Below are 23,676 nucleotides of genomic sequence, written 5' to 3'. Positions count from 1 at the left end.
TTAAGAGGCTCTCATGAAAAAAATACTCGCACTTGCATTCCCGCTCATCATTTCACAATTGATATCAATGGCATTGGTTTTGACCGATGTATGGATGATGTCTCGAATTAGCGTATCTGCGCTGGCTGCGGGTGGTTTGGGTGCCTCGATCTACTTCTTTATTTTTCTTATTGCCAGTAGCACGGTCGGCTGCGTCGCCAACTTAATCGCTATCGCCTACGGGCAGAGAGTTGCTCGCCCAGATTTTGGTAACCAACAGATCCGTTTGGCGGTAAAAGGCGCAGTCATGCTTTCGTTTGTGATGAGCGCTGTTTTGATGTCTGGTTTCTGGTTCGCGCCTCAAGTACTTGAAATGGCGAAACAACCGCCAGAGGTGATTACTCTTGCGATGGAGTACGTTCATGCACTTAAGTGGGTGATGTTGCCATCATTGTTATTACTGGTTTTGCGAGGATTAACCAGCGCCTTTGGTAACGTACGCTCTATTTTGATCATGTCGATAGCCACTGTTATTTTGAACGTTCCAGTGAGCTATTTCATGACCTTCGAGCTCGGTATGGGTTTAACGGGGCTTGGTTTAGGTACCGCGATTGCAGCACTGGTCGTGATGATTGGCTATACGTTCTGGGTATTTCAACGTGACGAGTTCAAACCGTTCGCCCCTTGGCTGCACTTGGATGAGTATTCGGTCAAGTTGATGGCTCCGCTGCTATTGATGGGCTTACCTATCGCGGTCGCGGCGATTCTGGAGCATGGTCTTATCTATGGCGGTACGCTAATGGCAGGAACCATCAGTATTGCGTCATTAGCACTACACCAAATTCTACTTCAGTGCTTGAGCTTTACTTGGAACTTCAACTTTGGTTTCTCTCAAGCAGCGGCGATATTGGTCGGTCGTGACTTTGGTGCGGGTAATATTGAAGGCATCAAGAAAACCTCAGTTCAGAGCTTTATTCTGGTCTCGCTGTTGAGCTTGGTGTTGTGCGGTGTCTTTATTGCGTGGCCTGAAGCCATTGCGGCAATCTTCCAACTTGATGACGGTACAGACACCATGTCGACGCTGTTAACTTCGGTTATCTGGGTAGTGGCTCTCTGCTTCATTGTTGATGCATGGCAACTGCTAGCGATCAACCTGCTAAGAGGCATGAAAATTGTCTCTATGCCAACGGTAATGACAGCGATTGGCTATTGGGTGTTTGGTTTACCAGCGGCATGGTATCTAATGCCGGACTATCAGCTTGCTGGTATCTGGGGCGGTATTGGTATCGGCCTTGGTGTTACGGGTATCTTATTGCTTGTTCAACTCATGGTTGAGATCAGAAAGCAGCGCACTTTAGATTGCTCGGCACAATTGGCGCATTAACCCCGTTTGTACAACTTAGACCAACGTCGTACAGAAACCCTAGCATAAGCTGATTACACTGTATTGAAGACTTAAGGAAAGAGGTTGTACAAATGGAAGTAGGGTTGTTTTGGGCCGAGAAAGGGATGTTGGTACTTGGGGCTCTTTTTGTACTGACGAGCGTAATGCAATATGGAAAGCGCAGTTCTGATTGGAAAGGTGTGATTACCATGTTCTATAAACGCATTCCTATGAGTGTCTCGGAATATAAGTGGTATCGCTTAGGTATTGCGCTTCTGGTATTTGCTGTCATTTTGCGTTTTGCTTTACTGATTTTATGGCCAACATACCAACTTTAATCGATCGCTTCATTACACATATTTCTAGAACGGAATGATGTGATTTATTAATTGCTGCCATTCCACCATCTTGTTTAGAAAACACCACTCGATTTATTCAGAAACCCTTTTATATTAAGGGTTTCTGACTGCATATCTTGATCTCTCAAACATAGCAAAAACTTCTAATTATCTTGCCTGTAATCACCATATTAATGGATTCACCCCGTACCTGATACCATAAGGATCTGTTACACTCGCTATTATTCGCTTCAATCATTGGTGGTACATTAATGTCGTTTCCAGTTCTTATATGTGATGATTCTGCCTTAGCCCGAAAACAGATGGCTCGCTCTTTACCGCCGTCGTTAAATGCTGACATAACCTTCGCGGTGCATGGATTGAATGCGCTCGAAGAATTAGCGAGTAATCAGTTTAAATTGATGTTCCTCGATTTGACCATGCCAGAGTTGGATGGCTATGGGACATTAGAAGAGATGCAACGCTTGGGTAACACGACGCCTGTTGTTGTTGTGTCTGGTGATATTCAGCCTAAAGCTAAGCAAAAGGTTATGGATCTTGGGGCGAAAGCCTTCCTGCAAAAACCAATCGATCAAGAGGCACTTAAAGCCGTTCTTCGTGAGTTGGTTGATCCGCCTAAGCAGCCACAATTAGTCACACCAGCGCCGCTAGAGCTGCCTATTCTGCGCAGACGCGATATCTATATGGAAGTGGCGAACGTTTCGATTGGTCGCGCGGCAGACGCATTAGCCCGTCACTTCGATGTATTTGTTCATCTGCCACTGCCTAACGTAAACATCTTTGAAGTGAGTGAGCTTCACATGGCACTGCGCGATTTGGCCGACAACGACCAGGTATCGGGTGTGTGCCAAGGCTTTAGTGGTGAAGGTATTGCCGGCGAAGCATTGGTTCTTCTCAGTGACTCGAGTGTGAATGATCTCAAGAAGCTGATGAAGGTGCCAACTGACAGTGAAGAGCTTGAAGAGTTAGAGCTGCTTATGGATGTATCCAACATTCTTGTAGGCTCTTTCTTAAATGGTTTAGGCGAACAGTCTGAAGTGCGTTTCTTCCAAAGTTCTCCGGTACTGTTAGGGCAACATATTCCAATCGAATCTGTGATTGCAAATACCAGCGGTTCGTTCAAAAAGACGATGACCTTTGAGGTGAGCTACAACATTGAAGGCACCTCAATTCGCTGTGACCTACTGTTTATGTTTGTGGATGAATCTTTACCACTTCTAGACAACAAGCTGTCTTACCTAATGGAGGAGTTCTAATTATGCTTCAGTTACCTGCAGAGTTTGAGCAATTCCATTGGATGGTCGATATGGTTCAAAACGTCGACATGGGACTTGTAGTGATTGACCGAGATTTTAACGTGCAAGTTTGGAATGGCTTCATGACACACCACAGTGGTAAACAGTCTCATGATGCGATTGGCAAATCGATCTTCGAGCTGTTTCCTGAGATCCCAGAAGAGTGGTTCCGCCTCAAAACTAAACCCGTTTATGATCTTGGCTGTCGTAGTTTCATTACGTGGCAACAACGCCCGTATCTGTTCAAGTGTCGTAACGTACGACCTGTCACTCAACAAGCAGACTTCATGTATCAGAACGTGACGCTTAACCCGATGCGTTCTCCGACTGGACAAGTCACGTCTCTGTTTCTTTCTATTCAAGATGCGACGGCAGAGGCTCTGGTTGCTCGCCAGTAAGTATCACTAAACAGATTCATAAATGAAAAGGCACGCGATTATGCGTGCCTTTCTCGTTTTGTGTTGTTTATGGGCTACGGCTTAGAAATTTAGGTAGGCACCACCATACACAGAAGCGGCGCCTTCTCCGCTTGGTAGCCATTGATAGCTGATGCCTGTATCCAGAATTAAAGGTGAGCCTAGCAGAGCAAAAGTGATACCTGTACTCGCATAAGGCTGGATACTACTGTCTGTTGTTGTTTTGGATACGCTGTTGACTGCATCCCAACGTGTTACCTCGGAATCGATGTAGCTCGCACCGCCCGAACCATAGAGATTAAACCCACCAAAGCTCTGCTCCAGTTTTAGGCCTGCGCTGTAAGAGTTGTACTTTGAAGCAAAGCCATCAGATTCTGACGTCACAGTACTATCTAAGGTTGCGGTATGACCGAAGCTAAGATCGAGTGACACCATAGGTGAAAGGTAATAGTTGTATCCTAGCTGCGCAAAGTAGGCTGTTTCAGAATCTGAACCATCAGAAATCGCAGTCACACCTAGATTGGTATAGAAAGAACCGGGACCATTTTGTGCCAAAGCGGAGCCACTGATACATAAAAGCGCAAGTAGAGGGAGGGTTTTCTTCATAACTAACGTCCTTGTAAGCCATTCAATGTGCTCTTGTTTAATATAAAGAGCCGTTCTAATAAGCAACTTATACCTTATTTTAGACTGTTTGACTCGCAAGAGTTATCGCTAAAGAGTGAGCTTTTGATCTCTGCGACACCTTATTCTTTTTCATAACGGCGATTTTTTAGGCACTCAAACAAGAAAATTCAAAAAATTTGTACTTTTTGAAGTGTTTCTATAGGCCAAAGATTGACCATGATGACGTCTTTTTCTCACAGAAATAGAAATAAAAAGAGAAAGTAGCGATGAAGGGGTGGAAAACGTTTGCGCAAATGTTGCGTAAGTTTGCGTCACGCTGTGCGCTTAAGTCGTTAATATCTAAGTAAATAGCTGAAAAATAGGAAAGGAGAGAGGAATTCGGATATGGAATCTTTGGGAGGATAGCATAAAAAAAAATGAAATATCAGACTTGCTGTTAATAAATCACGGCCTATAATGCTGAAAACCGGAGCGTCTGCCAACGCTCCGGTTTTTTTGTGTCCGAAGAAAAGTAAACTCGTCTGCCAACGACTTTACAACGCACCATGCGAGTGACACATACATTTATGAATCAAGGAAAAACACCATGCGTATCGAACAAGAACTTAAGTTAGGCTTTAAAGATGTACTGTTTCGCCCGAAGCGTTCAACACTAAAAAGTCGTTCTCAAGTAAATTTAACCCGCGAGTTTACATTCAAGCACAGCGGTCGTCAATGGGCTGGTACTCCTGTTATTGCAGCAAATATGGATTCTGTTGCAAGTTTTGAAATGGCAGCGGCTCTTGCAGAGCACGAAGTAATGACAGCTGTTCACAAACACTACACAGTAGAGCAGTGGGCTGACTTCGTAAAATCAGCAGACAAGAAGACGCTAAACAATGTTTTCGTATCAACAGGTACTTCTGACGCTGATTTCGAAAAAACAAAAGAGATCATGGCGTTATCTGAAGAGCTAATCTTCATCTGTATCGATATCGCAAACGGCTACTCAGAGCACCTTGTAGAGTACGTTCAAAAGGTACGTGCTGAATTCCCGAACAAAGTTATCTCTGCAGGTAACGTTGTAACAGGTGACATGTGTGAAGAGCTAATCCTAGCGGGTGCTGACATTGTTAAAGTTGGTATCGGCCCAGGTTCTGTATGTACTACACGTGTTAAAACAGGTGTTGGTTACCCTCAGCTTTCTGCAATCATCGAGTGTGGTGACGCAGCGCACGGCCTAGGCGGCATGATCATCGGTGACGGTGGCTGTTCATGTGCGGGTGACGTTGCAAAAGCATTCGGCGGCGGCGCAGACTTCGTAATGCTAGGCGGTATGCTAGCGGGCCACGAAGAGTCAGGCGGTGAAGTAGTAGAGCAAGACGGTAAGAAGTTCATGAAGTTCTATGGCATGTCTTCTCAGTCGGCTATGGACAAGCACTCAGGTGGTGTTGCTAAGTACCGCGCAGCTGAAGGCAAAACTGTTTTACTTCCGTTCCGTGGTTCTGTTCACGGCACTATCTCTGACATCCTTGGTGGTGTACGTTCAACTTGTACATACGTAGGCGCAGCAAAGCTTAAAGAGCTAACTAAGCGTACGACTTTCATCCGTGTACAAGAGCAAGAGAACAACGTATTCGGCAAAGAATAACGTTTTAAACGATTGTTTTAATTTATAAGAATTGAGCCACTTTAGAGTGGCTCTTTTTTTAGCTGAAATTTGGCAAGTGGCGACAAAGTGGCGACAGCCGAGCAAAAAAATTTGTGGCGACAGGTTACAGGTTAGAAAGAGGGTTATGGATAATTGCTTCAGATAGGTGATCGGGTGCGAAGTGGGTATAGCGCATTGTCATGCTGATATCGGCGTGACCTAGAATGTCCCTTAGCACTAATATATTACCACCATTCATCATGAAGTGACTTGCGAACGAATGACGCAATACATGGGAGGCTTGCCCTGATGGTAGGGTGATGCTCAGTTTATTCTTCAATATGTAGCAGAAAGGTGTATAGCATTCTTCAAAGAGCTTCCCTGAAGTTAGTTTGTATATCTCGTTGTAAAGCTCTTCAGAGATGGGTACAGAGCGATTCAGTAGTGTAGGGCGAGATCCTTCAATCGCGATTACAAAGTACGTAAGTTCACAGGTAGATTGCTTGCTTTCCAGATAGGGAGGTAGGCGTGAAACTGTCAGAAACTTTCAAAATAGCGGCTGTTTTTATTGTCTTCTTCGTAAGTAACGTAAGTGCGTTTGAACTGAAGGTTCTAGGTTTGGAGAAACCCGAACAGAGCAATGTTAGTAGCTATTTGGCCTACCTAAAGACGAATCCACTAGAACAAGTGAGTAATAGAGCCGTTCAGTCAGCTGTCGATAAGGCGCTTAACCCGTTTGGTTACTATCACTCTAAAGTAGAGTTGGAACGCGTAAACAATTCAAATCTTATAGTACATGTTGAGTCAGGCCCGCGAACTACAATAAAGTCCATCGAGATTGATTTTGAGTGCAGCTTGGAAGATGAGCTTGACTTCGATGAATTGGAGAAGGCTAGCGCATTAAAGATCGGAGAGCCTTTAAGTCATCAAGATTATGATGGACTAAAAAGAAATATTGAAAGATTGGCGATACAAAAAGGGTATTTGTTTGGTAGTTTTACGCAATCAGAATTAAGAGTGTTACCAAGTAGTAACTTTGCCTTCGTTAAACTTCAATTTAATTGCGGAGAGAAGTATTACTTCGGGAGTACTAGCGTTCGAGGTAGTCAAATTGATGAGTTTAAGCTCACGAACTTGCAGCCCTTCAGTGTAGAAGAGCCAATCCAATTAACAAAGTTAAGTGAATACCAAATTAAGCTTTCGGAAACAGGTTGGTTTAAATCTGCGGTTGTGACGGCAGAATACGATGAGGCTGACGATAATCATCAAGTACCAATATCTGTAGAGGTTATCCCAAATGCGAAGAATCAAGTGGAAGTTGGGGGAGGCTATTCAGTGGATGTTGGCGTAAGGGCATCTTTGCGTTGGCGACAGCCGTGGTATAACGAAAAAGGACATAGCTTCGAATCAAGGCTTGATTTGTCTAAACCTAAACAAACTTTGGGATTAGGTTATCGGATACCAACTGAAAACGTATTGATGGAGTCGTATGATATCCAGTTTAAAGCCGAGCATATTGATTATCTTGATACAAAAAGTTTGTTAGGAGATCTCAGGTTTGCTAAAAGCTGGCAGCTTGATGAGCATTGGTTGACTAGCCTGTACCTTAAATATCATGGAGAATCCTATACACAAGCTGGTGTTGAAGGTACTTCAAGATTGTTAATGCCTGGAATATCTTTTGCCTACCTCACACATAAGCAAAATAGATCGGAATTAAGACATAAGCACGAGTACGCTGTTGAGTTTTCAGAGCGACAGTTTTTTTCTGATACGCAGGTACTTCGTATTACAGGAAGTTCATTGGCATCGTTCGACATTACCTCTTCGCAAAAGCTAAATTTTAGATATGATTTTGGCGCCAATATAACTGATGCTCCGGAAGAGCTCCCGTCATCCTTACGATTTTTTTCAGGTGGTGGAGAGAGTATTCGTGGTTATCAATATAATTCTGTATCACCAGTTGATAGCAATGGGGAATTAACAGGGGCTCAATATATGATGTCAGCTGGTTTGGAATATCAATATAACGTACATAAGTCATGGTGGCTTGGTGGTTTTGTGGACATTGGTGATGCCTTTGATTCCAAACCTGAGCCGAAATTTGGGACAGGTATGAGTATTATATGGGAGTCACAATATGTTCCAATTAAATTGGATATAGCCCGCAGTGTGAATGATCAAAGTACGGATGACTGGCGGCTTCATCTTTCTGTTGGCACACAGTTTTGAAGTCCTGGAATGCGCAAGTGATCAAGATAAGCTATATATTGCTAGTGTATAGTAAAATAATTCATTTTAATTCAAGTCATTAACTGTGTTTGTTCAGGTATGGTATGCCGCATTAACAAGTGTCTTTTGGGGAGTGCTTTGATGGGTTGTGTCCTCGGTTAGCGATGAAGTAACTAAATTAAAATGAGTTAAAGTTACAGCATCTTAATTAGGTATGAATCAAATAGTGAAATCTCAACGTTTTCATATAAGTGGAGCCAAAAATGTTCAAATCAACAAAAGTAGCCTCAAGTGTTGCACTGATTATATCAGTGTGTCTTTCAGATGGGGTATTTGCCCAAAGCTATGACGTCGTTATCAAAAACGGTCGAGTTATGGATCCGGAGACAAACTACGATAAAGTGTCTAACGTAGGTATTATTGGTGATGAGATTGTAGCTATTTCTACCGATGAACTGAAAGGTGAAAAAGTTATTGATGCAACTGGTAAAGTAGTTGCCCCTGGTTTTATTGATACACACTTCCATTGGCCTCGCGAGCTAGGTTATAAAATAGGTTTACGCGATGGACTGACCTCGTCGATGGACTTAGAATTGGGTTGTGCTGGTTCAGCCATCGAACAGTGGTATGCAGATCGTGAAGGTGTTACACAAGCGAATTATGGTTGTGGTGTAAGTCACGAATTTGCTCGTGCCAAAGTACTAGATAATCAACCTCAAAAGAACTTATACGATCCAGTTTCTGCACTTGTCACCCGAAATAAAACTGGATGGGCCCTAGAAACCCCAACTACTGAGCAGCTAGAAGAAATCGCTAAAGAAGTTGATGAAGGTATGAAAGCTGGTGGCCTTAACCTTGCGAGTACAGTTGGTTACATGCGCGAGGGCGTAACTAGCCAGGAGATGTATGAATTACAACGTGTAGCTGCTGCTTATGGCCGTCACACTGGTGCACACACTCGCTTTACTCCAGATAACGCAACTAATGAAAACCTTGGAGCGATGGAAATTGTAGCTAATGGCTTAGCACTCGATGCTCCAATATCATTACTTCACTTTAATAACCCTGGTTGGGAGTTAGCTCAGGAGATGATGGTTAACTTGCGTGAAAAAGGGGTTAACATTTGGGGTGAGATATATCCTTACACTGCGGGTGGTACAACACTTGGTGCTGTCTTTATCAAACCAGAGAACTGGATTGACCGCTTAGGTCACCGTTATGAAGATACACTTTTTGACCCTGCAACTAATGAATTCTATACGCTAGAAAAGTATAAAGAAGATGTAGCTAAAGACCCAACTAAAGTTATCTTACTATTTAAAGCACCAGAGACAGATCCAGTACGTTGGATTTCTTTGAAAGGTGTGACTATGGCGAGTGATGCTTTGCCAATGATGCCAATCGAAGGTGACTGGGATACACCATACGAAAAATTGGCAAATGGTCACCCACGTACGTCAGGATCTCGCGCACTAACTCTTCGCCTAGCGCGTGAAAACAATGTTCCTCTAATGGATACTCTAGCTATTTTGTCATACAACTCAGCCTATCACTTAGGAGAGGCTGGCTTAGAAGCGATGCAAAAGCGTGGCCGTATGCAGGAAGGTATGATTGCCGATATTGTGGTATTTGATCCAGAAACCGTTCGTGATAACGCAACTTACACTGACGCGGCAGTACCATCGACTGGCTTTCAATCAGTCATTGTAGGTGGTGTAGAAACTGTTCGTGATGACAAAGTAATTAAAGAAGCGCGTGGTGGTCAGGCTATCCGATTTACTCCTACAGAAAAGTCGCTTTATCAAGAGCGTACGGCTAGTGACTGGAAAGAAAAATACACGAATGCTGGTGAGGAAATTGATTTCACCTCAGTCGTTGAAAATAAGTAACTAGAATTAATATTTAAGAGAGCTCGAAAGAGCTCTCTGTTTTTAAGTTCAATGATGGTACATCTATGCTTACTAGAATCTCTTTATTACTGATTATACTTATTTCTCCCGCGGTATCTTATGCGAGTGAAGTGCTGGAGTTAAGGTGGAAAGACCTTATTCCAGAAGATGAAGTGGCGAGATATGAGTTATATATGCAAGCACAAAGTGCTTCCTTAGCTCTTCTTGATCATACAGACGATTCACTGAAAATGAACCAAATCACATTTGGTACAGCGCGCTCAGATTTAAATCAAAAGACAGTATCTATACCAGGTTTTATTATTCCTCTGGAAGGGGATGATAAAACACTGACTGAATTTATGTTAGTACCATTCGTTGGCGCGTGTATCCATGTCCCCCCGCCACCACCCAACCAAATCATTTATGTTATTTCAGAGGAGGGTGTAAACATGGAAGATCTATGGACCGGAGTTACGGTAGAAGGTACTATTTCAACTGAATCAGTTGATAATGACCTCGCTAGTATCGGATATCAAATGAAACTAGATAAGATAGAAAAATTTTAACTAGTAATAAACTGTTTAATTTTAATAGAGCTAAACCTTTACCGGGGTTTGGCTCTTTTTTATTTAGTATTAAATGAATTGATTTTACAGGGATAATTAAACAAATTATTTGACTAGTAAGCCTTGTTGACGATTGAAGGGTTGAATCCTCACGTTGAGATTGTTCGGGTTTAAAAAAGTATCATATTATTTCCGTAGTTACCTAGTATGGCTTGTAATTAAGATGTTGATAGCCATGAAGTTCAGCTAATTAATTAGAGAAAAATGTATGAAGAAATATGATGTAGTACTTAAAAACGGCCGAGTGATTGATCCGGAAACGTATTTAGATGGCATTTACAACGTAGGGATCTCTGGATCTCGTATTGAAGTCATTACTAATGATGATATTAGTGGTGAAATTGAAAAAGACGTAACAGGTAAGATCGTTTGCCCTGGTTTTATCGACCTACACTCTCATGGAATGAACATCCCAAGCAACCGAATGCAAGCTTTTGATGGGCTGACCACAGCTCTTGAGCTAGAAGCAGGCTGCTATCCTATCTCTGCGTTCTATGACAAGTGTGAGAATGAAGGTCGTCCTCTTAATTATGGCGCTTCAGTAGGTTGGGGGTGGACTCGACTCAACACCATGAACCCAGAGACGGGGGAACCAGTCCCTGACCTTGGTATGTTGTTCTCCTCATTTGGACTAAGTGAATGGACTAAGAATGCCGCTACTGACGAAGAACTTGAGAAAATTCTTGTTATGGTTGAACAAGGGCTAAAAGAAGGCGGTATAGGTATTGGTGTTATTCATGGCTATGTACCAGGAGCTGGCCCAAGAGAGATGTATGGCCTCTGGAAACTGGCAGCTAAATATAATCAACCTACTTTTACTCACATCCAAAATCTATCTGTTCTAGAACCAAACAGCGGTTTTGGTAATGTGGTTGAATTAGTTGGACTCGCGGGTGCTACAGGTGCGAAAACTCACCTATGTCACTGGAACAGCACAAGTCTACGTTCAATTGAACCAATTCGAGATGTAGTGCAAGAAGCTCAAGGCCGAGGCTTGCCTATTACTACTGAAGCGTATGTTTGGGGAGCGGGTAACTCAGGCATCGGTGCGGAAGAGTTCGATCCAGAGGATATCCGTGAACGCTTACAGATTGACTGGAATGATTTAACTCTTGTGAAAACTAACAAAGACTTTGATACCAAAGAAGAGTTTGTAACTGCAAGAACTGAGCATCCAGAAGATTCAGTGATTGTACATTTCTTGAATGAAGACAAAAACCCTCATGATGCATATCTACTTGATATTTCGGTGTTGTACCCAGGCACTGCAATTTGTACAGATGGTTTGCCGTGGGTTGCACCTAATGGCACTTTTTATGAAGGAACAGAATGGCCGTTGCCAAAAGATCTAAACAATCACCCACGTGCTGCAGCGAATTACACGAAATTCCTAAGAAAGTGGGTGAGAGAAAGAGGAATCATCAGCTGGATGGAAGCGATTCGTCGCTGTTCACTGAACTCAGCACTGATCTTAGAAGATGGTGTTCCTTCAATGAAGAAGAAAGCACGCCTTCAACCAGGAATGGATGCTGATGTTATTGTATTCGATCCTGAAACCGTTGGTGAAAAGGGCACATTTGTTGAGCCACTACAAACCTCACAAGGTATGCAGCACGTACTCGTAAATGGCTCATTTGTCATAGAAGATGAAGAACTAAACGTCAACGCTTTTCCAGGCAAGGCAATTAGAGGTGCTCAACATGAAGGTTAATGATAAACAATCGCCAATTCCGGTGACCATTGTTTCTGGTTTTCTAGGTGCAGGAAAAACAACTCTTTTAAACCATATATTAACATCAGAGCACGGCATTAAAATCGGCGTGTTAGTGAATGATTTTGGATCAATTAATGTTGATGCGAACTTGATTTCTGAAGTGGATGATGGCGTCGTAAATTTGGCCAATGGCTGTGTTTGTTGTTCAATTCGAATGGATTTGGTTAAGTCAATCTTGAGTCTAGCGACAATGGAAGACAGACCTGACCATATCATCATCGAATCAAGTGGTGTGGCGGACCCTAAAGGTATTGTAGAAAGCTTTAATGCTCCGGAGATATGGGAACATATTCTTATTGACGGCGTTGTCACGGTGGTTGATGCAGATCAAGGCCTGGATGTTGAAGGTAAAGAGAAGGAGCTTGCTGAAGCACAAGTCAAAGGTGCAGATTTACTCCTTCTCAACAAAGTTGACCTAGCGTCTGAGGAGAAGGTGGAAGAGACCGAAAACTGGATTAAATCATTGAGGCCAGGCGTACAAATCTTTCCAGCAGTGAATTGTAACGTGCCTTTTGAAGTTTTAGTGGGGTCTGTAGCCAAAAGTAGTTCACCTAAAGGTGAACTAACGGGTGTAGATGTATCTGTCAACTACGTAAACAATAAGAAGCAACATCTTCACAAACATGATCTGATGTTTGATACGTGGACGTATAGGTCAGACAAGCCGTTTAAGTTGGATTACATACACCAATTACTGACTAATCTACCTGGCGAGCTGTTTAGAGCGAAGGGGGTGATGTATTGCCAAGAGAAGGGAGATAGTCCCTTAATTTTGCAACTGGTAGGCAAAAGGGCAACAATCAAGCCAATGAGCTCTAAAAAAGAGTCTAAGCAAATGACGGAACTTGTATTTATTGGGCGCCACCAAGCGATCAATTTTAATGCACTGGAATCTGCATTGTTGCAATGTCTTGCATGAAACTTATGCAAATAGACACCACATCTATATAAATCATCAATTTTAATATCAGTGCCCCAATTATTTTATAATTGGGGCGTGTTTGGAATCCATTATGAATCAACCCAAATCAACCCAAGTTATGGAGTGTGTTAGTCACGAGAAAAAATTCTCAGGTTTGACTAATGGCTTTTTTAGTTTTGACCAGATATGGACGTTAATAACGAAAGTGGGTGCAGCTGCACACAAGTATGGTGCAACAACGATAACAGTAGAGTCGTATATTCGTTCGTGTTTTGACGCTTTTGGTTATACTGGAAATGTTAAATGTACGCCAAATACATTGTGGGTATCATTGACTGATACTGGTTCAAAAAACACTAGAGAAGACAGTATTTCAATACAGAATGATGTTGACTTAAATAAGCTTGCAAAGTTGGGTGATGTCGTTTCTAAAATAAAAACTGGTGGGATAGGCTTTGAGGAGATCATAAAAGAGCTCGAACAAGTTGATGCAACAAAACCTGTGTGGGGCCCATTTAGTATTTTACTGAGTTACATAGCTGTTGCTATTGGGTTGCCTGGGCTCATAGGCGGTAACTGGCTAGATACGTTAATCGGCCCTTTTATCAGCATAATTGTTTACTTAATCGTCTTTTCAAGCACTCAATGGAAGCCACTATTCCAACCATTACTTCCTTTAATTGCCAGCTTTGTGGCGGGTGGTCTTACGGCGGTGAGCTATTTTTTGGTGCCTCAATTGAATGTGGTTTTGGTCATTCTTTCCGCTACGGCAATCATCCTTCCTGGATATTCAGTAAGCTTAGGCATTGGTGAATTGGTTGCAGGAAAGTGGCGGTCTGGTGTTATCAACTTATCTAATGGTCTGATTTGTATGGCTAAGATGGTTGTCGGGTCAATGCTTGGGCTCAAATTGGTTTCTCTTTTCTTAGCTTTACCTATTGCTCCTGAGAGCATAACCGCCATTGATAGTTCTTGGTTTTTCATATTGTTTCCAATTTTAATGCTTGGCTTGATTATCGTCTTTCAGACACCAAAGAAAGATATGTTTTGGGTGTTATTAGCGTCAACGGCTACCTTCTCAGCTTTCCTAGGGGTTGCTGAGTTCGCCCCAAAATTTGTCGCCGCGTTTGTTAGTAGTGCTATAGCAGCAGTAATTGCGAGTGAATGGTCTATTCGTACAAAAAGACCAAGTTTGATTGTACTGATACCAATTATCGTCCTACTGGTCAGTGGTACAATCGGATTTAGAGGACTAGTCAATATAGTTGGTGGGGATATTGCGCTAGGTTTCGAGCAATTTTCAGAAACTATTACTGTTGCCATTTTCATGATGCTTGGGTTAATGGCTGGACATCTTGTTAAGAAGAATCCCAATTATATATAAACTATTTTATCCAGCATTTAATCTTAATGCTGGAGAATCTCCTATTTTATCATTCGCTTAAGTTAAAATTAAAAGAGAGCATGTCTTATGAGCGATATGCCACGAGAGCTAGTATTTGGAGAAATATATTACCCTCCACTTTTACTAGTTCTGTTAATAGCATATGCATTGTCGATGGCGTCAAGCTATTGCTTGGCTAGAGTTGGCCTTTATAAATATGTTGCATTACCTGCGGTAGTGGAAATTTGTTTAGTTATTCTGTTCACTGGTCTATTAGGTCAAGTTATACCAGTTTTTTGAGGTAGATATTGTGTTAAAACGAAACATAATGACATTATTATTTGTGCTAGGTGCGGCGGTAGTATCGTATCAATATTATAGCACTTACACACAGAGCCCATGGACACGTGATGGTCAAGTTCAGTCTTACGTCATCTCTATTACTCCTAGAGTAACTGGTCAGGTTACATCGGTACATGTTCATGACAATGCAGATGTTAAACAGGGCGATTTACTGTTCGAGATTGACGATAGTCTTTATAAAGTTGCATACGACAAAGCGATAGCTGAAGAACAGCAAGCAAAAGCAAGTCTGGAGCGAGCACTAAATGAAGAGCAACGAGCAGTGAGTCTAGAGTCGAGGTCACCAGGCTCAGTTCCAGTATTAACAATTAATAACTTGGATAATGCAATAGAAGCTGCTCAAGCAAACTTAGAACTAGCTCAAGCAACGGTAAAAGAAGCATTACTAAATTTAGAGTATACGAAAGTATACGCACCGGAAGATGGTTATATTACAAATCTCAATCTCCGCGTCGGTTCACATGTCGTTGCTAATTCACCAGTGGTTGCTTTAATTGACAAAAATAGCTTTTGGATAGAGGCATATTTTAAAGAGACGGACTTAAAAGGTGTAAACGTCGACAATGAAGCGCAAATTGTGTTGATGACACATGATGATATAGTGATTGAAGGTACTGTACAAAGTATTGGGTTTGGTATTGCAAAGCAAGATGGTAGCACTGGGGTGGATTTGTTGCCGAACGTAAATCCAAACTTTCAGTGGATCAGGTTAGCTCAGCGAATTCCTGTAAAAATTCAGCTTGATGATATGCCAGAATATATCCAGTTACGTGTTGGGATGACCGCCTCCGTCAAAATATATAAACAAAATTAGTGTTAACTATGTTCAGTATCTCAACTAAAGAATCGATAAAAATAGCATTGGCGGTTTCTATAGCTATATTGGTCGCAATATCATTGGGTTTGGATAAACCCTACTGGGCTGCGATAACGTGTATTGTGATATCAACTGTTGAGGGGACTTCTATTGCGATAAATAAGTGGCATAACCGTCTGTTCGGTACATGTTTTGCTATATTTTTTGCCACTTTATTTACTATGATTTTTCCACAAGAACCTGAGTTATATATTGCAGCGCTGACATTATTACTTGGTGTGTCGGTAGTGATGTCTGCTGAACCGAGGTATGGCTACATTTTCGCTCTAGGGTTTCCCGTAACGGTTCTTCTGTCTGCCATGGGGAACCTAGATGGTGTGGCACTATTCGAAACGTCTGTTCTTAGACTTCAAGAAACAGTAGTGGGAGTTATTGTTTACTCGACGGTTTTTCGCTTGCTTTGGCCTGTAAAGCCAGAAGACAACTTTATAGCGTTATTTGATGAAGTGAGAACTCAATTAATTGAAGCGATGGAGACTAATGATCAAGTAAGTAGACGAAAAATATGCCAAGACATAAAAAACAAAACCTCTAATCTACGACGCGTACTGTTTATGCCATTAGGTGATAGTGTGGCTCTAAATAAGTACTCTTCGAACTGGAAGGTTAGAACTCAGGAGCTGGCTATTTTAATAGATAAAGTTGATACATTAGACGGAAAGTTAGTAAGCGACTCAGAGGTGAAACGAAGACTTGAAGTTTTCGCCCCAGAATTTCCTTGTGATTCTTTTTTGATAGATGATAACGAAAAAAAAAGCGCAAGAAAAGATGCACTAAAGAGGCCCGACAGACGGAGGTTTAAGCAACTTGTTAAGCAAGGTTATGGAGTGGCTTTAAAAAGTGTTGGGGTATTTTTATGTTGTGTATTGCTATGGATATACGCCCCAATACCAGGAGGTACGTTATTCCCACTGCTTGGCGCGGTATTAGCATCGATACTGCCTCTCGTTCCATTGGTCACGATACCTCTTACGGCAATATCAGTTATTGGGTTCGGTTTATTGTTTCTAACTGAATATGTGTTGCTACTTCCAATGATGACTGAAGCTTGGCAACTGGGGTTGTTTTACTTTATCAACGCTTTCATTGTATGTCAGGTATTTTCACACCCGAAGCTGAGCTTTGTTAAGGTTTTAGGTTTAGATCTGTTGGTCGGTCTTACTTCTGGTGCAGTAATGTTAATTCCTTCTTATGATGTAATTGGCCCAATGTTAACCATTGTGAATGTACTACTCTTATTAGCTCTGTTTGCATTAGTTTTGAAGTTGCTCAATACGATGCGTAATTCATGCGGCTAGGAATTGAAAATGGACAAGTTGACGATAAAGAAGACACTCAGTACAGTGTTTTCGATTGCATTGTGCATTTATATCTCATTGCTTTTGGGGTGGGAGAAGGCCAATTGGTCTGTAATGGTTGTAGTCGTTCTTGCAGGCTCTGAGACATATTCTCACTCCTTACTTAAGGCGAAACTAAGAGTATTAGGAACGGTCATTGGATCAGGCGTTGCTGTACTTCTAATCTCATTGTTCAGTCAACAACCACTGCGTTTTTTTTGTATGTTTTCCCTATTTTTGTCTGGCTGTATTTACATGTCAACTCATCATAAATCGGGGCATATGTGGTCAACGGCGCTCATAGTAACTACGCTGGTTACCTCAGTTGGTCACTTCGATGATATCACGTCATTTGAACTGGTTGCGCTTAGAATCCAAGAAACATTGTTAGGGGTAGTTATATACAGTTTGGTTAACAAGGTCATATTCGCTTCGAATACTGAGCGTAACTTTTACTCTATCGCGGACGACGTAAAAAAAATGGTCTGTTGGGATGATGAACCTTTTTATAACAAAGAAAAAGCCATCAATTCTGGTATTTATAAACTCAATGAACTCATATCCCATCCAATTCAAGGAAGTTATCTGTTAGCTCGTGAGAGAAAGTATTGGCACAATATGATTGCAGCTTTAAAGCAATATTCAACACTAAGGTCTATGAATAGAATCGAGGATGAGGCTTTAATACAAGATGGCAAAGCGGTTCTATTGAAGGCGTTTTCTGATCCTAATCGAAGTCATGAATCTTTAATTTCCTGGTTGATTAAGAGTGGTTTGTCAAATAATTCATATGGAAATTACCCATGCTATGATGTTCCATTAAAGGGTAGATTGATATACGTAATTCAGACTCTTCTCATTTTTATAACGTGTATTTTATCTTGGCGCTATCTGGATGTTCCTGGCGGGAACCTATTTCCTATGATTGGAGTTATATATTCTGTTATTTTAGTCAGGAACCCCGTCTCCGGCGCTCGTTTATCGATAAAAACACTCTCGATATTTGGGCTTTTGTTTACTTTAGAATATGTTTTTGTTCTACCTGCACTAGATAGTGTGTACGACTTAATAGTGTTTTACTCAATTAATATTCTATTCATCATGTTTATTGCGCATCACTGGCCGAGTCTTGTCTCTATAGTAATGGGCTGCAATTTTCTGTTTTTGTTGACAAAAGATGCACTACGGTCAACTCCTATCTATGACATTACAGGTCCTATAAGTGTATATTTAGTGTCATTTATTGTGTTGGTGGTCATTTACACATGGGGGCGACTTTTTTCCGATCTTGATTTAAAGTATACCAAATGAAGGCTTTGTTTCCGAAATCATGCTCAAAGCGCTGGCATTCCAAATGACTCTATCTTAGCCAATATACTTGGTTTCAGGCTTACTTAGCCTAGTAAGCTTGTTCACTGCTTTGATCGTGGTGCAAGTGTCTGCAATCAGCGTATTGTAGTTTATTCGACTCAATGAGCTACCAATAAACTGTTTCACTTTACGTATAGCGGTCTCAGTCAGTGAGCATTTGTGATAGCGATATTTCTGCTTGCATTTCTTGTTTGAAATGTACAACTTTTAACAGCTGGTGTTCTGATTGCTGGGATGTCCTTTATCTCAAAAAAAGCTGCGCCTTCGCGTGGCGGTATCAAAGGAAAGGTCTTCTCGCGACCGATAGATTCACAACACTTTCTTGTGTCATAAACATCATCACACCTGGTATCGCTTTGATGGTACGTCGAGTTTAATTCAGAAGATTTGGTAGTACTTCGGCATTGGTCACACCAGATAAACTTGGCTCCGCAGTAACAATTTGACGAGGGAAGTATAGACGGCTGGTGCAGGTACTGTGTATATCTAAATGGAACATCGGCCTGCCTAAACACCGAGTCAATAAAGCCTTGTAATGCTCTTAAAGGCATCGTGAATACACGCTTAACCATAAGAGCTGTGGTGATGATGAGAACACTAAATATGCGAGTTCTACCACGCACTCCCTGCTTTGAATGTTTCCACTCAGTAACTGCATCTTCGTCAACCCAAAACAACGCTGCGAAGCTGTTTAAACAGAAGTAACTAAGGTTCAATTTGGGTTTGAACTCTCTTTATTCACCAATTACAACCTCAACTGGGCCGTGATCATCGCAGTGACCATCATGTTGGTGATGTAGACGCCCATCTACGATGTAGTCGACATGGTCACCGTGTTTAATTGCTTCATGGCCGCAATCAGGACCGTGAATGTGGTTACCACAAGAGTGAACCTGGTTACACTCTGCAGGGTTAGTTTTGTTCACTTCAAGTGTGTGTGCATGACAGTGATCACCGTGTGGATGATGAAGTTCACCTTCAACTAGGTAATCGATATGGTCGCCGTGACGAATCGCAGTGTGACCACAGGTTTCACCATGAACATGTTCTGGATGGGAGTGTGAATTAGTACAAGACATGGGGGGAACCTCGCTAGTTTTTGATAAACAAAAAGCACTATAGTCAATAAATTTTGCGACTGCCAAACTTTATGAGTACTTTTCTTCCTTTTATTTCTGCAAAATAAGACTATGACAGTTTCTCATCACTGTTTCCGTAATGATTGGGTTTTGAGCTGTGGCGGCTTAGTGAGTTTGATGTGTTATGGCTGTTTGTTTACTACTAGCCCCATAGCCCTAAAGTAGTGAGGGGGCTATAGGGCTCTGCTCAGTTGAGGCAACTATGTAAAGTTATGAAATTAGAAGTAGAATTTGTAATTAGCCCAAACCACTGTGTCATTGTTCTTTATTTTCTTACTTGCGCTTTCCATTTTCATATCTGTGTTCTCTAAGCGAATTTCCCCCCATCGTGTTTTGTCTTGTGAAAATGGTGTTCCCATTTTAACACTGGTCTTTAGCATGGATGTCTCGATATCGCCGCCTAGGTAGTTGTACTCTGGGCTAACCATGATGTAGGTGCCGTCTTTACCCATAGTGTAGGAAACGTATAGAGCGGCAGAAGCACCGGTAGTTCCACGATCAGATACGTTAAATTGATTTACTGACGCATCCGAGTATTCGCCTGCAAGTACCCCAGCTCTTGGAAAAATACTTAACCCTTTAACTCCTGGGTTAATAGCAATAACTGACCCTAGAGAAGCCGAAGTGAACATATCATTGTCCATCACATCCAGTGATACTGCCGCCTTAGGTACTACGTAATTTTTTGTGTTGAACACTTGGAAGTACTGAAAACGGCTATCTGAATAGTGGCCTTCTTCATCAATAGCAGCTTCTATTGTGATCATCCCTTCGGTTTTTTCTGAGAATCCAAAGCCTCGAGCAATTGAGCCTTTGACACCACCTTGATTATTGATACCGAAATAAGCAGAAGTGCTGACTTCAGTGATATCTGAAGGGTTTGGTGAGTCTTCTGAATCCGCTGCGAGTAATTGGTTGCTTGACAAAGATAGTAAAAGGGCGAGTGTTAATGAGTTAATTTTTTTCATTGTTGAACCTGTTTGATTTAGACATCCCTTTTGTTAATTGTTCCGTTCGTGAGTTATTATTGCCGAGCATTGGATGTGTACCTACTCACTACTTGAGGACGTGATCCATCAAATAATTAGGGTGCTTAGGCAGCAGGTGCTACTATTTTTAACTTGTCGAGTTACAAACAGTGTGAGGGATAAATGAACTTCAGTATTGAGCAATTGCAGGCCTTTGTAACCGTTTATGAACTTAGGTCATTGAGCAAAGCTGGCATTAAGCTTAATAGGCATCGAACCACAGTAGGGCAGGTTATCAGTAACCTTGAGGATATGGTCGCAGTTCAGTTATTTGAAAGAACTAGCCGTAGTATCGAGCCAACAGAAGAAGCACACGTACTTTACTATTATGCTAAGCAGTCGGTAGAACAAACACGTGTTTTTGACAAAGTGGCGATGAGTCTAGCCTATGGTGGATTAGAAGAGGTGACGATTGCTTACCCAAGTTTCATACCCCACAATTTACTCTTTTTTATTCGTGCACAACTTGGAAAAGATTTTCCAATGTTGAGAGCTAACTTTGTCGTACGTTCTAACAAAGCTGCGGAAGAAGGTATGCACGAAGGGGATATTCACTTTTCTTTGATGCTAGGGCATTCACGCAGTGGAATTCAAGGTTTTGATTCTGTCTTCATAGGACATATGGAATTTTTGCCGTTTGTAAGAAAAGGAAGTCCAATGTCACAAGTGCCACCCAATGAAGTTTTCGGAGAGTTAAAGACCAATCGTCAGTTATTGTTACGTTCACTCGTAGAAGAAGGATTTAAGGACAAAGTGGTATATTCGGCAGATGTCGAGGAGTATGACCAACTGGCCCTAGTCATTAAGATGGTAAAAGAGGGAATTGGCTGGGCATGGTTGCCTAAGGTTTTAAACGAGTCGGAATTTGTAACCGATTCGCTAGAACCACTGATATTCGACGAACTGAAAAGTGGTATGAAATGCTCTATTTCACTTGTAAGTTTGCCGTCAAAACAAGTACTGGACGTCAAGAAGTCAATAGTTGTAGCGATTGATGAATATGTGGCGCGTTACAGAAGGTTACAAGATACCTCCAATCAACTGTAGCTCAAAGCCAAGTAGAACACCAATATGAGTATATTGGTGTTCTACGATGTCTACTTCAATCTAATTCAAGGGAGTATATCCACGACCGATTAAACAGTTTCGCATTACTTGGTCTTTCTCTAACTCGTGCTGTTTGGCCACATTTTCTTTTTGAGCGTTTTTCTTGATTCCTCCACCGACCAAGCCGATACCTGCCCCCACTTTGGCACCATCGGATCCGCTTCCTCCGGCAATCGCGGAACCTGCCGCGCCTAATAGTGCACCACGCGCAGTAGAACCTATGACGCTAGTTTGTTGCGACGGAGTGCCTTTTACCTGTTCACTTAGTTGCTGACATTCATACATATCTGCATGATATTGTTGTTGGTCGACCCCTTTTGAATCGACGATTATCTCAGCGAATACATTGGATGAGGTTAGGATGTATAAGGCGATAGGTAGCAATATTTTTCTCATGTTTATTCTCTTTATTGGTGAAGCGTTATAGCTCAGAATTGGTGAAGCGTTATAGCTCAGATTCACCGTTCATGTGTTTAAAAATTCGGTTTGGTAGGTGGTGCCAGTGACTGTAGTTTGGCTCATCCGAATGAGAGGTATGGCTATCGCTCCAGGTGATTCCCCCTTCATCATCCATACTTACCCGCCAGTAGATCTCAGATTGATGCTTGAATAAGTATTTTTTAACTTGTTGCGCAAACGCTTCACTTTTCACAAATGTACCAAGCTCCATGTTAAGGAAATCAGACCTAGGGTCGAAATTGGACGACCCTACGAAGGTGATTTTGTCGTCAATGATGATCGTTTTGTTGTGATAGTTTGTGTTCACATCGTAGTAATGGTCATCATGTTTAGCGTTATCTTTGTATTCGAGAATTTTTACGCCTTTAGCTAACAACGTTTTACGGTGCTCTTCATAGTAAGCAGGCACAAAACCTGAATCATTTGATGCTGACGAGTTAGTGATGATTGTGACGTCTGCACCAGCAGCCAGGAGTTGATCTATTACTGAAAACTCACCATCCGTTGGAAGTAAGTACGGTGTTGATATAATCGCTGTTTTTGCGTTGCTTACATAATCACTTATAAACTGCTCGCCGCGTATTCTGAGGTATGGGAAATGGCTTTCAGTTTTATCCAGTTCATCGAATACAGGTATCGCGCTGACATTTAGGTACTTTGGTGTTGAAAGTGAGGCGACTTTTTCTTCGATATGACGAATACGTTCTTCACCAGCTGGCTTTATCTTTTGGTATTGCTTTTCAAAAGATTTTATTTTTTTTGCGCTACTGTCACTGATGACATCGTGGATAGGGATGGTCAGTTGGTGTTGCCATAGTTCTTCATATTTATTTTCAAAGACATTGATTACTTCGCCTGAAAAAATCACATCCATGTCAAAGAAGTTCGCTTTGTTGCTATAGCCAAAGTAACTATCACCAATATTTCTACCACCCAAAATCATTTGTTGGCCATCAACATTAAAGTATTTTTGATGCAGTCGGTTATCCAGTTGTTTTTGATGCACACTAAAGTCAACTGCGCGACCTAGCCAACCTGCTGAGCGCGAGTTAAATGGATTAAATATTCTAATCTCAATATTCTCTTGGCTTGCTACCCCCGCTAGCCACTTTTCATTGAAAACCAATAAATCATCGATAACTATTCGTACTTTAACTCCATTCTCTGCCGCGGTTTTCAGTTCATTAAGTAGCATTAAGCCGAGAACATCCTTATCCCAAGAGAAGTATGTTATTTCGATGTAATCAGTGGCATTTCGTACCAATTTGATGCGTTGTGCGAAGGCATCATCGGCAGTAGGTAATACAAAAGCTTGAGCTGTATAAGACTTCGATACCCAGTTGTTCTCAAAATCGTTTGGGACCTCAGGGTAGGGCTGTGCACAGCCAAGGGTGACTAGTGCCAAAACTAACACTATGGTGCTACGTAAAAATTTAATCATTATTCGAGCTTAAAAAGGTAATCAATGATGAAAT

At 41.7% G+C, this 23,676-nt stretch carries 21 protein-coding genes and 2 pseudogenes; 16 read left to right on the top strand and 7 right to left on the bottom strand.

Annotation, left to right across the window (positions count from 1 at the left end; genetic code table 11):
- Positions 1–13 precede the first annotated feature (13 nt).
- The 4 genes from VFDL14_RS04055 to VFDL14_RS04070 all read left to right on the top strand — a co-directional run bounded on the left by VFDL14_RS04055 (position 14) and on the right by VFDL14_RS04070 (position 3,415).
- Positions 14–1,363 (top strand): MATE family efflux transporter, encoded by a 1,350-nt coding sequence (locus VFDL14_RS04055; protein WP_032552843.1) that lies wholly within the window; start codon positions 14–16, stop codon positions 1,361–1,363.
- A 92-nt stretch (positions 1,364–1,455) separates the two neighbouring features.
- Complete coding sequence (locus tag VFDL14_RS04060) at positions 1,456–1,701, top strand: hypothetical protein (protein WP_032552842.1); 246 nt, start codon at positions 1,456–1,458, stop codon at positions 1,699–1,701.
- A gap of 272 nt (positions 1,702–1,973) precedes the next feature.
- The gene (locus VFDL14_RS04065) at positions 1,974–2,978 is read left to right on the top strand and encodes a response regulator (RefSeq protein WP_032552841.1); all 1,005 of its coding nucleotides are present in this window, start codon (positions 1,974–1,976) and stop codon (positions 2,976–2,978) included.
- A gap of 2 nt (positions 2,979–2,980) precedes the next feature.
- Complete coding sequence (locus VFDL14_RS04070) at positions 2,981–3,415, top strand: PAS domain-containing protein (RefSeq protein WP_032552840.1); 435 nt, start codon at positions 2,981–2,983, stop codon at positions 3,413–3,415.
- Between the two features lie 81 nt (positions 3,416–3,496).
- Here the strand turns inward: VFDL14_RS04070 and VFDL14_RS04075 are convergent, their stop codons facing one another.
- Positions 3,497–4,039 carry an outer membrane beta-barrel protein gene (locus VFDL14_RS04075; protein ID WP_032552838.1) on the bottom strand — a complete coding sequence of 181 codons (543 nt, stop codon included), beginning with the start codon at positions 4,037–4,039 and terminating at the stop codon, positions 3,497–3,499.
- 607 nt (positions 4,040–4,646) lie between these two features.
- Between VFDL14_RS04075 and VFDL14_RS04080 the strand changes: the two genes are divergently transcribed.
- Positions 4,647–5,690: a GMP reductase gene (locus tag VFDL14_RS04080; RefSeq protein WP_032552837.1), complete on the top strand. Its 1,044-nt coding sequence runs from the start codon at positions 4,647–4,649 to the stop codon at positions 5,688–5,690.
- Positions 5,691–5,814: 124 nt separating this feature from the next.
- On the opposite strand, the pseudogene VFDL14_RS24145 reads toward VFDL14_RS04080, so the two are convergent.
- Positions 5,815–6,138, bottom strand: a pseudogene (locus tag VFDL14_RS24145) (tyrosine-type recombinase/integrase); the annotation flags it as partial.
- Between the two features lie 80 nt (positions 6,139–6,218).
- On the opposite strand from VFDL14_RS24145, the gene VFDL14_RS04085 reads away from it, so the two are divergent.
- The 10 genes from VFDL14_RS04085 to VFDL14_RS04125 all read left to right on the top strand — a co-directional run bounded on the left by VFDL14_RS04085 (position 6,219) and on the right by VFDL14_RS04125 (position 18,408).
- On the top strand, positions 6,219–7,922 hold the full coding sequence (locus VFDL14_RS04085; RefSeq protein ID WP_032552836.1) for an autotransporter assembly complex protein TamA: 1,704 nt from the start codon (positions 6,219–6,221) through the stop codon (positions 7,920–7,922).
- A 263-nt stretch (positions 7,923–8,185) separates the two neighbouring features.
- Positions 8,186–9,811, top strand: coding sequence for a hydrolase (locus VFDL14_RS04090; RefSeq protein ID WP_050487472.1), 1,626 nt, complete (start codon positions 8,186–8,188; stop codon positions 9,809–9,811).
- 65 nt (positions 9,812–9,876) lie between these two features.
- A complete protein-coding gene (locus VFDL14_RS04095) occupies positions 9,877–10,380 on the top strand; it encodes a DUF3299 domain-containing protein (protein WP_032552834.1) in 504 nt (167 codons plus the stop codon).
- Positions 10,381–10,648: 268 nt separating this feature from the next.
- Positions 10,649–12,151 (top strand): amidohydrolase family protein, encoded by a 1,503-nt coding sequence (locus VFDL14_RS04100; protein ID WP_032552833.1) that lies wholly within the window; start codon positions 10,649–10,651, stop codon positions 12,149–12,151.
- Positions 12,141–13,133, top strand: a complete 993-nt coding sequence (locus VFDL14_RS04105) for a CobW family GTP-binding protein (RefSeq protein ID WP_032552832.1) — start codon at positions 12,141–12,143, stop codon at positions 13,131–13,133. The genes VFDL14_RS04100 and VFDL14_RS04105 overlap by 11 nt, the downstream gene beginning before the upstream one ends.
- Positions 13,134–13,227: 94 nt before the next feature.
- Positions 13,228–14,520 carry a threonine/serine ThrE exporter family protein gene (locus tag VFDL14_RS04110; protein WP_032552831.1) on the top strand — a complete coding sequence of 431 codons (1,293 nt, stop codon included), beginning with the start codon at positions 13,228–13,230 and terminating at the stop codon, positions 14,518–14,520.
- Between the two features lie 87 nt (positions 14,521–14,607).
- Positions 14,608–14,820, top strand: coding sequence for a DUF1656 domain-containing protein (locus tag VFDL14_RS24140; protein ID WP_084181912.1), 213 nt, complete (start codon positions 14,608–14,610; stop codon positions 14,818–14,820).
- Positions 14,821–14,830: 10 nt separating this feature from the next.
- On the top strand, positions 14,831–15,697 hold the full coding sequence (locus VFDL14_RS04115; RefSeq protein WP_032552829.1) for an HlyD family secretion protein: 867 nt from the start codon (positions 14,831–14,833) through the stop codon (positions 15,695–15,697).
- Positions 15,698–15,705: 8 nt separating this feature from the next.
- Complete coding sequence (locus VFDL14_RS04120) at positions 15,706–17,058, top strand: FUSC family protein (protein WP_032552828.1); 1,353 nt, start codon at positions 15,706–15,708, stop codon at positions 17,056–17,058.
- 9 nt (positions 17,059–17,067) lie between these two features.
- Positions 17,068–18,408: an FUSC family protein gene (locus VFDL14_RS04125; RefSeq protein WP_032552827.1), complete on the top strand. Its 1,341-nt coding sequence runs from the start codon at positions 17,068–17,070 to the stop codon at positions 18,406–18,408.
- Between the two features lie 54 nt (positions 18,409–18,462).
- On the opposite strand, the pseudogene VFDL14_RS24135 reads toward VFDL14_RS04125, so the two are convergent.
- The 3 genes and pseudogenes from VFDL14_RS24135 to VFDL14_RS04135 form a co-directional block, all read right to left on the bottom strand.
- Positions 18,463–19,184 (bottom strand): annotated as a pseudogene (locus VFDL14_RS24135) (transposase).
- Positions 19,185–19,202: 18 nt separating this feature from the next.
- A complete protein-coding gene (locus tag VFDL14_RS04130; protein ID WP_032552826.1) occupies positions 19,203–19,547 on the bottom strand; it encodes a hypothetical protein in 345 nt (114 codons plus the stop codon).
- Positions 19,548–19,825: 278 nt separating this feature from the next.
- Positions 19,826–20,575, bottom strand: coding sequence for a hypothetical protein (locus VFDL14_RS04135; protein ID WP_032552825.1), 750 nt, complete (start codon positions 20,573–20,575; stop codon positions 19,826–19,828).
- Positions 20,576–20,758: 183 nt separating this feature from the next.
- On the opposite strand from VFDL14_RS04135, the gene VFDL14_RS04140 reads away from it, so the two are divergent.
- Entirely contained in the window at positions 20,759–21,682 is a 924-nt protein-coding gene (locus VFDL14_RS04140) for a LysR family transcriptional regulator (protein ID WP_032552823.1), read from the top strand.
- A 60-nt stretch (positions 21,683–21,742) separates the two neighbouring features.
- On the opposite strand, the gene VFDL14_RS04145 is transcribed toward VFDL14_RS04140, so the two are convergent.
- Positions 21,743–22,138 carry a glycine zipper family protein gene (locus VFDL14_RS04145; protein WP_032552822.1) on the bottom strand — a complete coding sequence of 132 codons (396 nt, stop codon included), beginning with the start codon at positions 22,136–22,138 and terminating at the stop codon, positions 21,743–21,745.
- 49 nt (positions 22,139–22,187) lie between these two features.
- Entirely contained in the window at positions 22,188–23,642 is a 1,455-nt protein-coding gene (locus tag VFDL14_RS04150; protein ID WP_032552821.1) for a phospholipase D-like domain-containing protein, read from the bottom strand.
- Between the last annotated feature and the right edge of the window lie 34 nt (positions 23,643–23,676).

It is taken from the genome of Vibrio fortis, assembly GCF_000695685.1.
Taxonomy (GTDB): Bacteria; Pseudomonadota; Gammaproteobacteria; order Enterobacterales; family Vibrionaceae; genus Vibrio; species Vibrio fortis_A.
The sequence above is the reverse complement of the archived record's forward strand: the minus strand, read 5'-3'. Positions and strand labels throughout refer to the sequence as shown.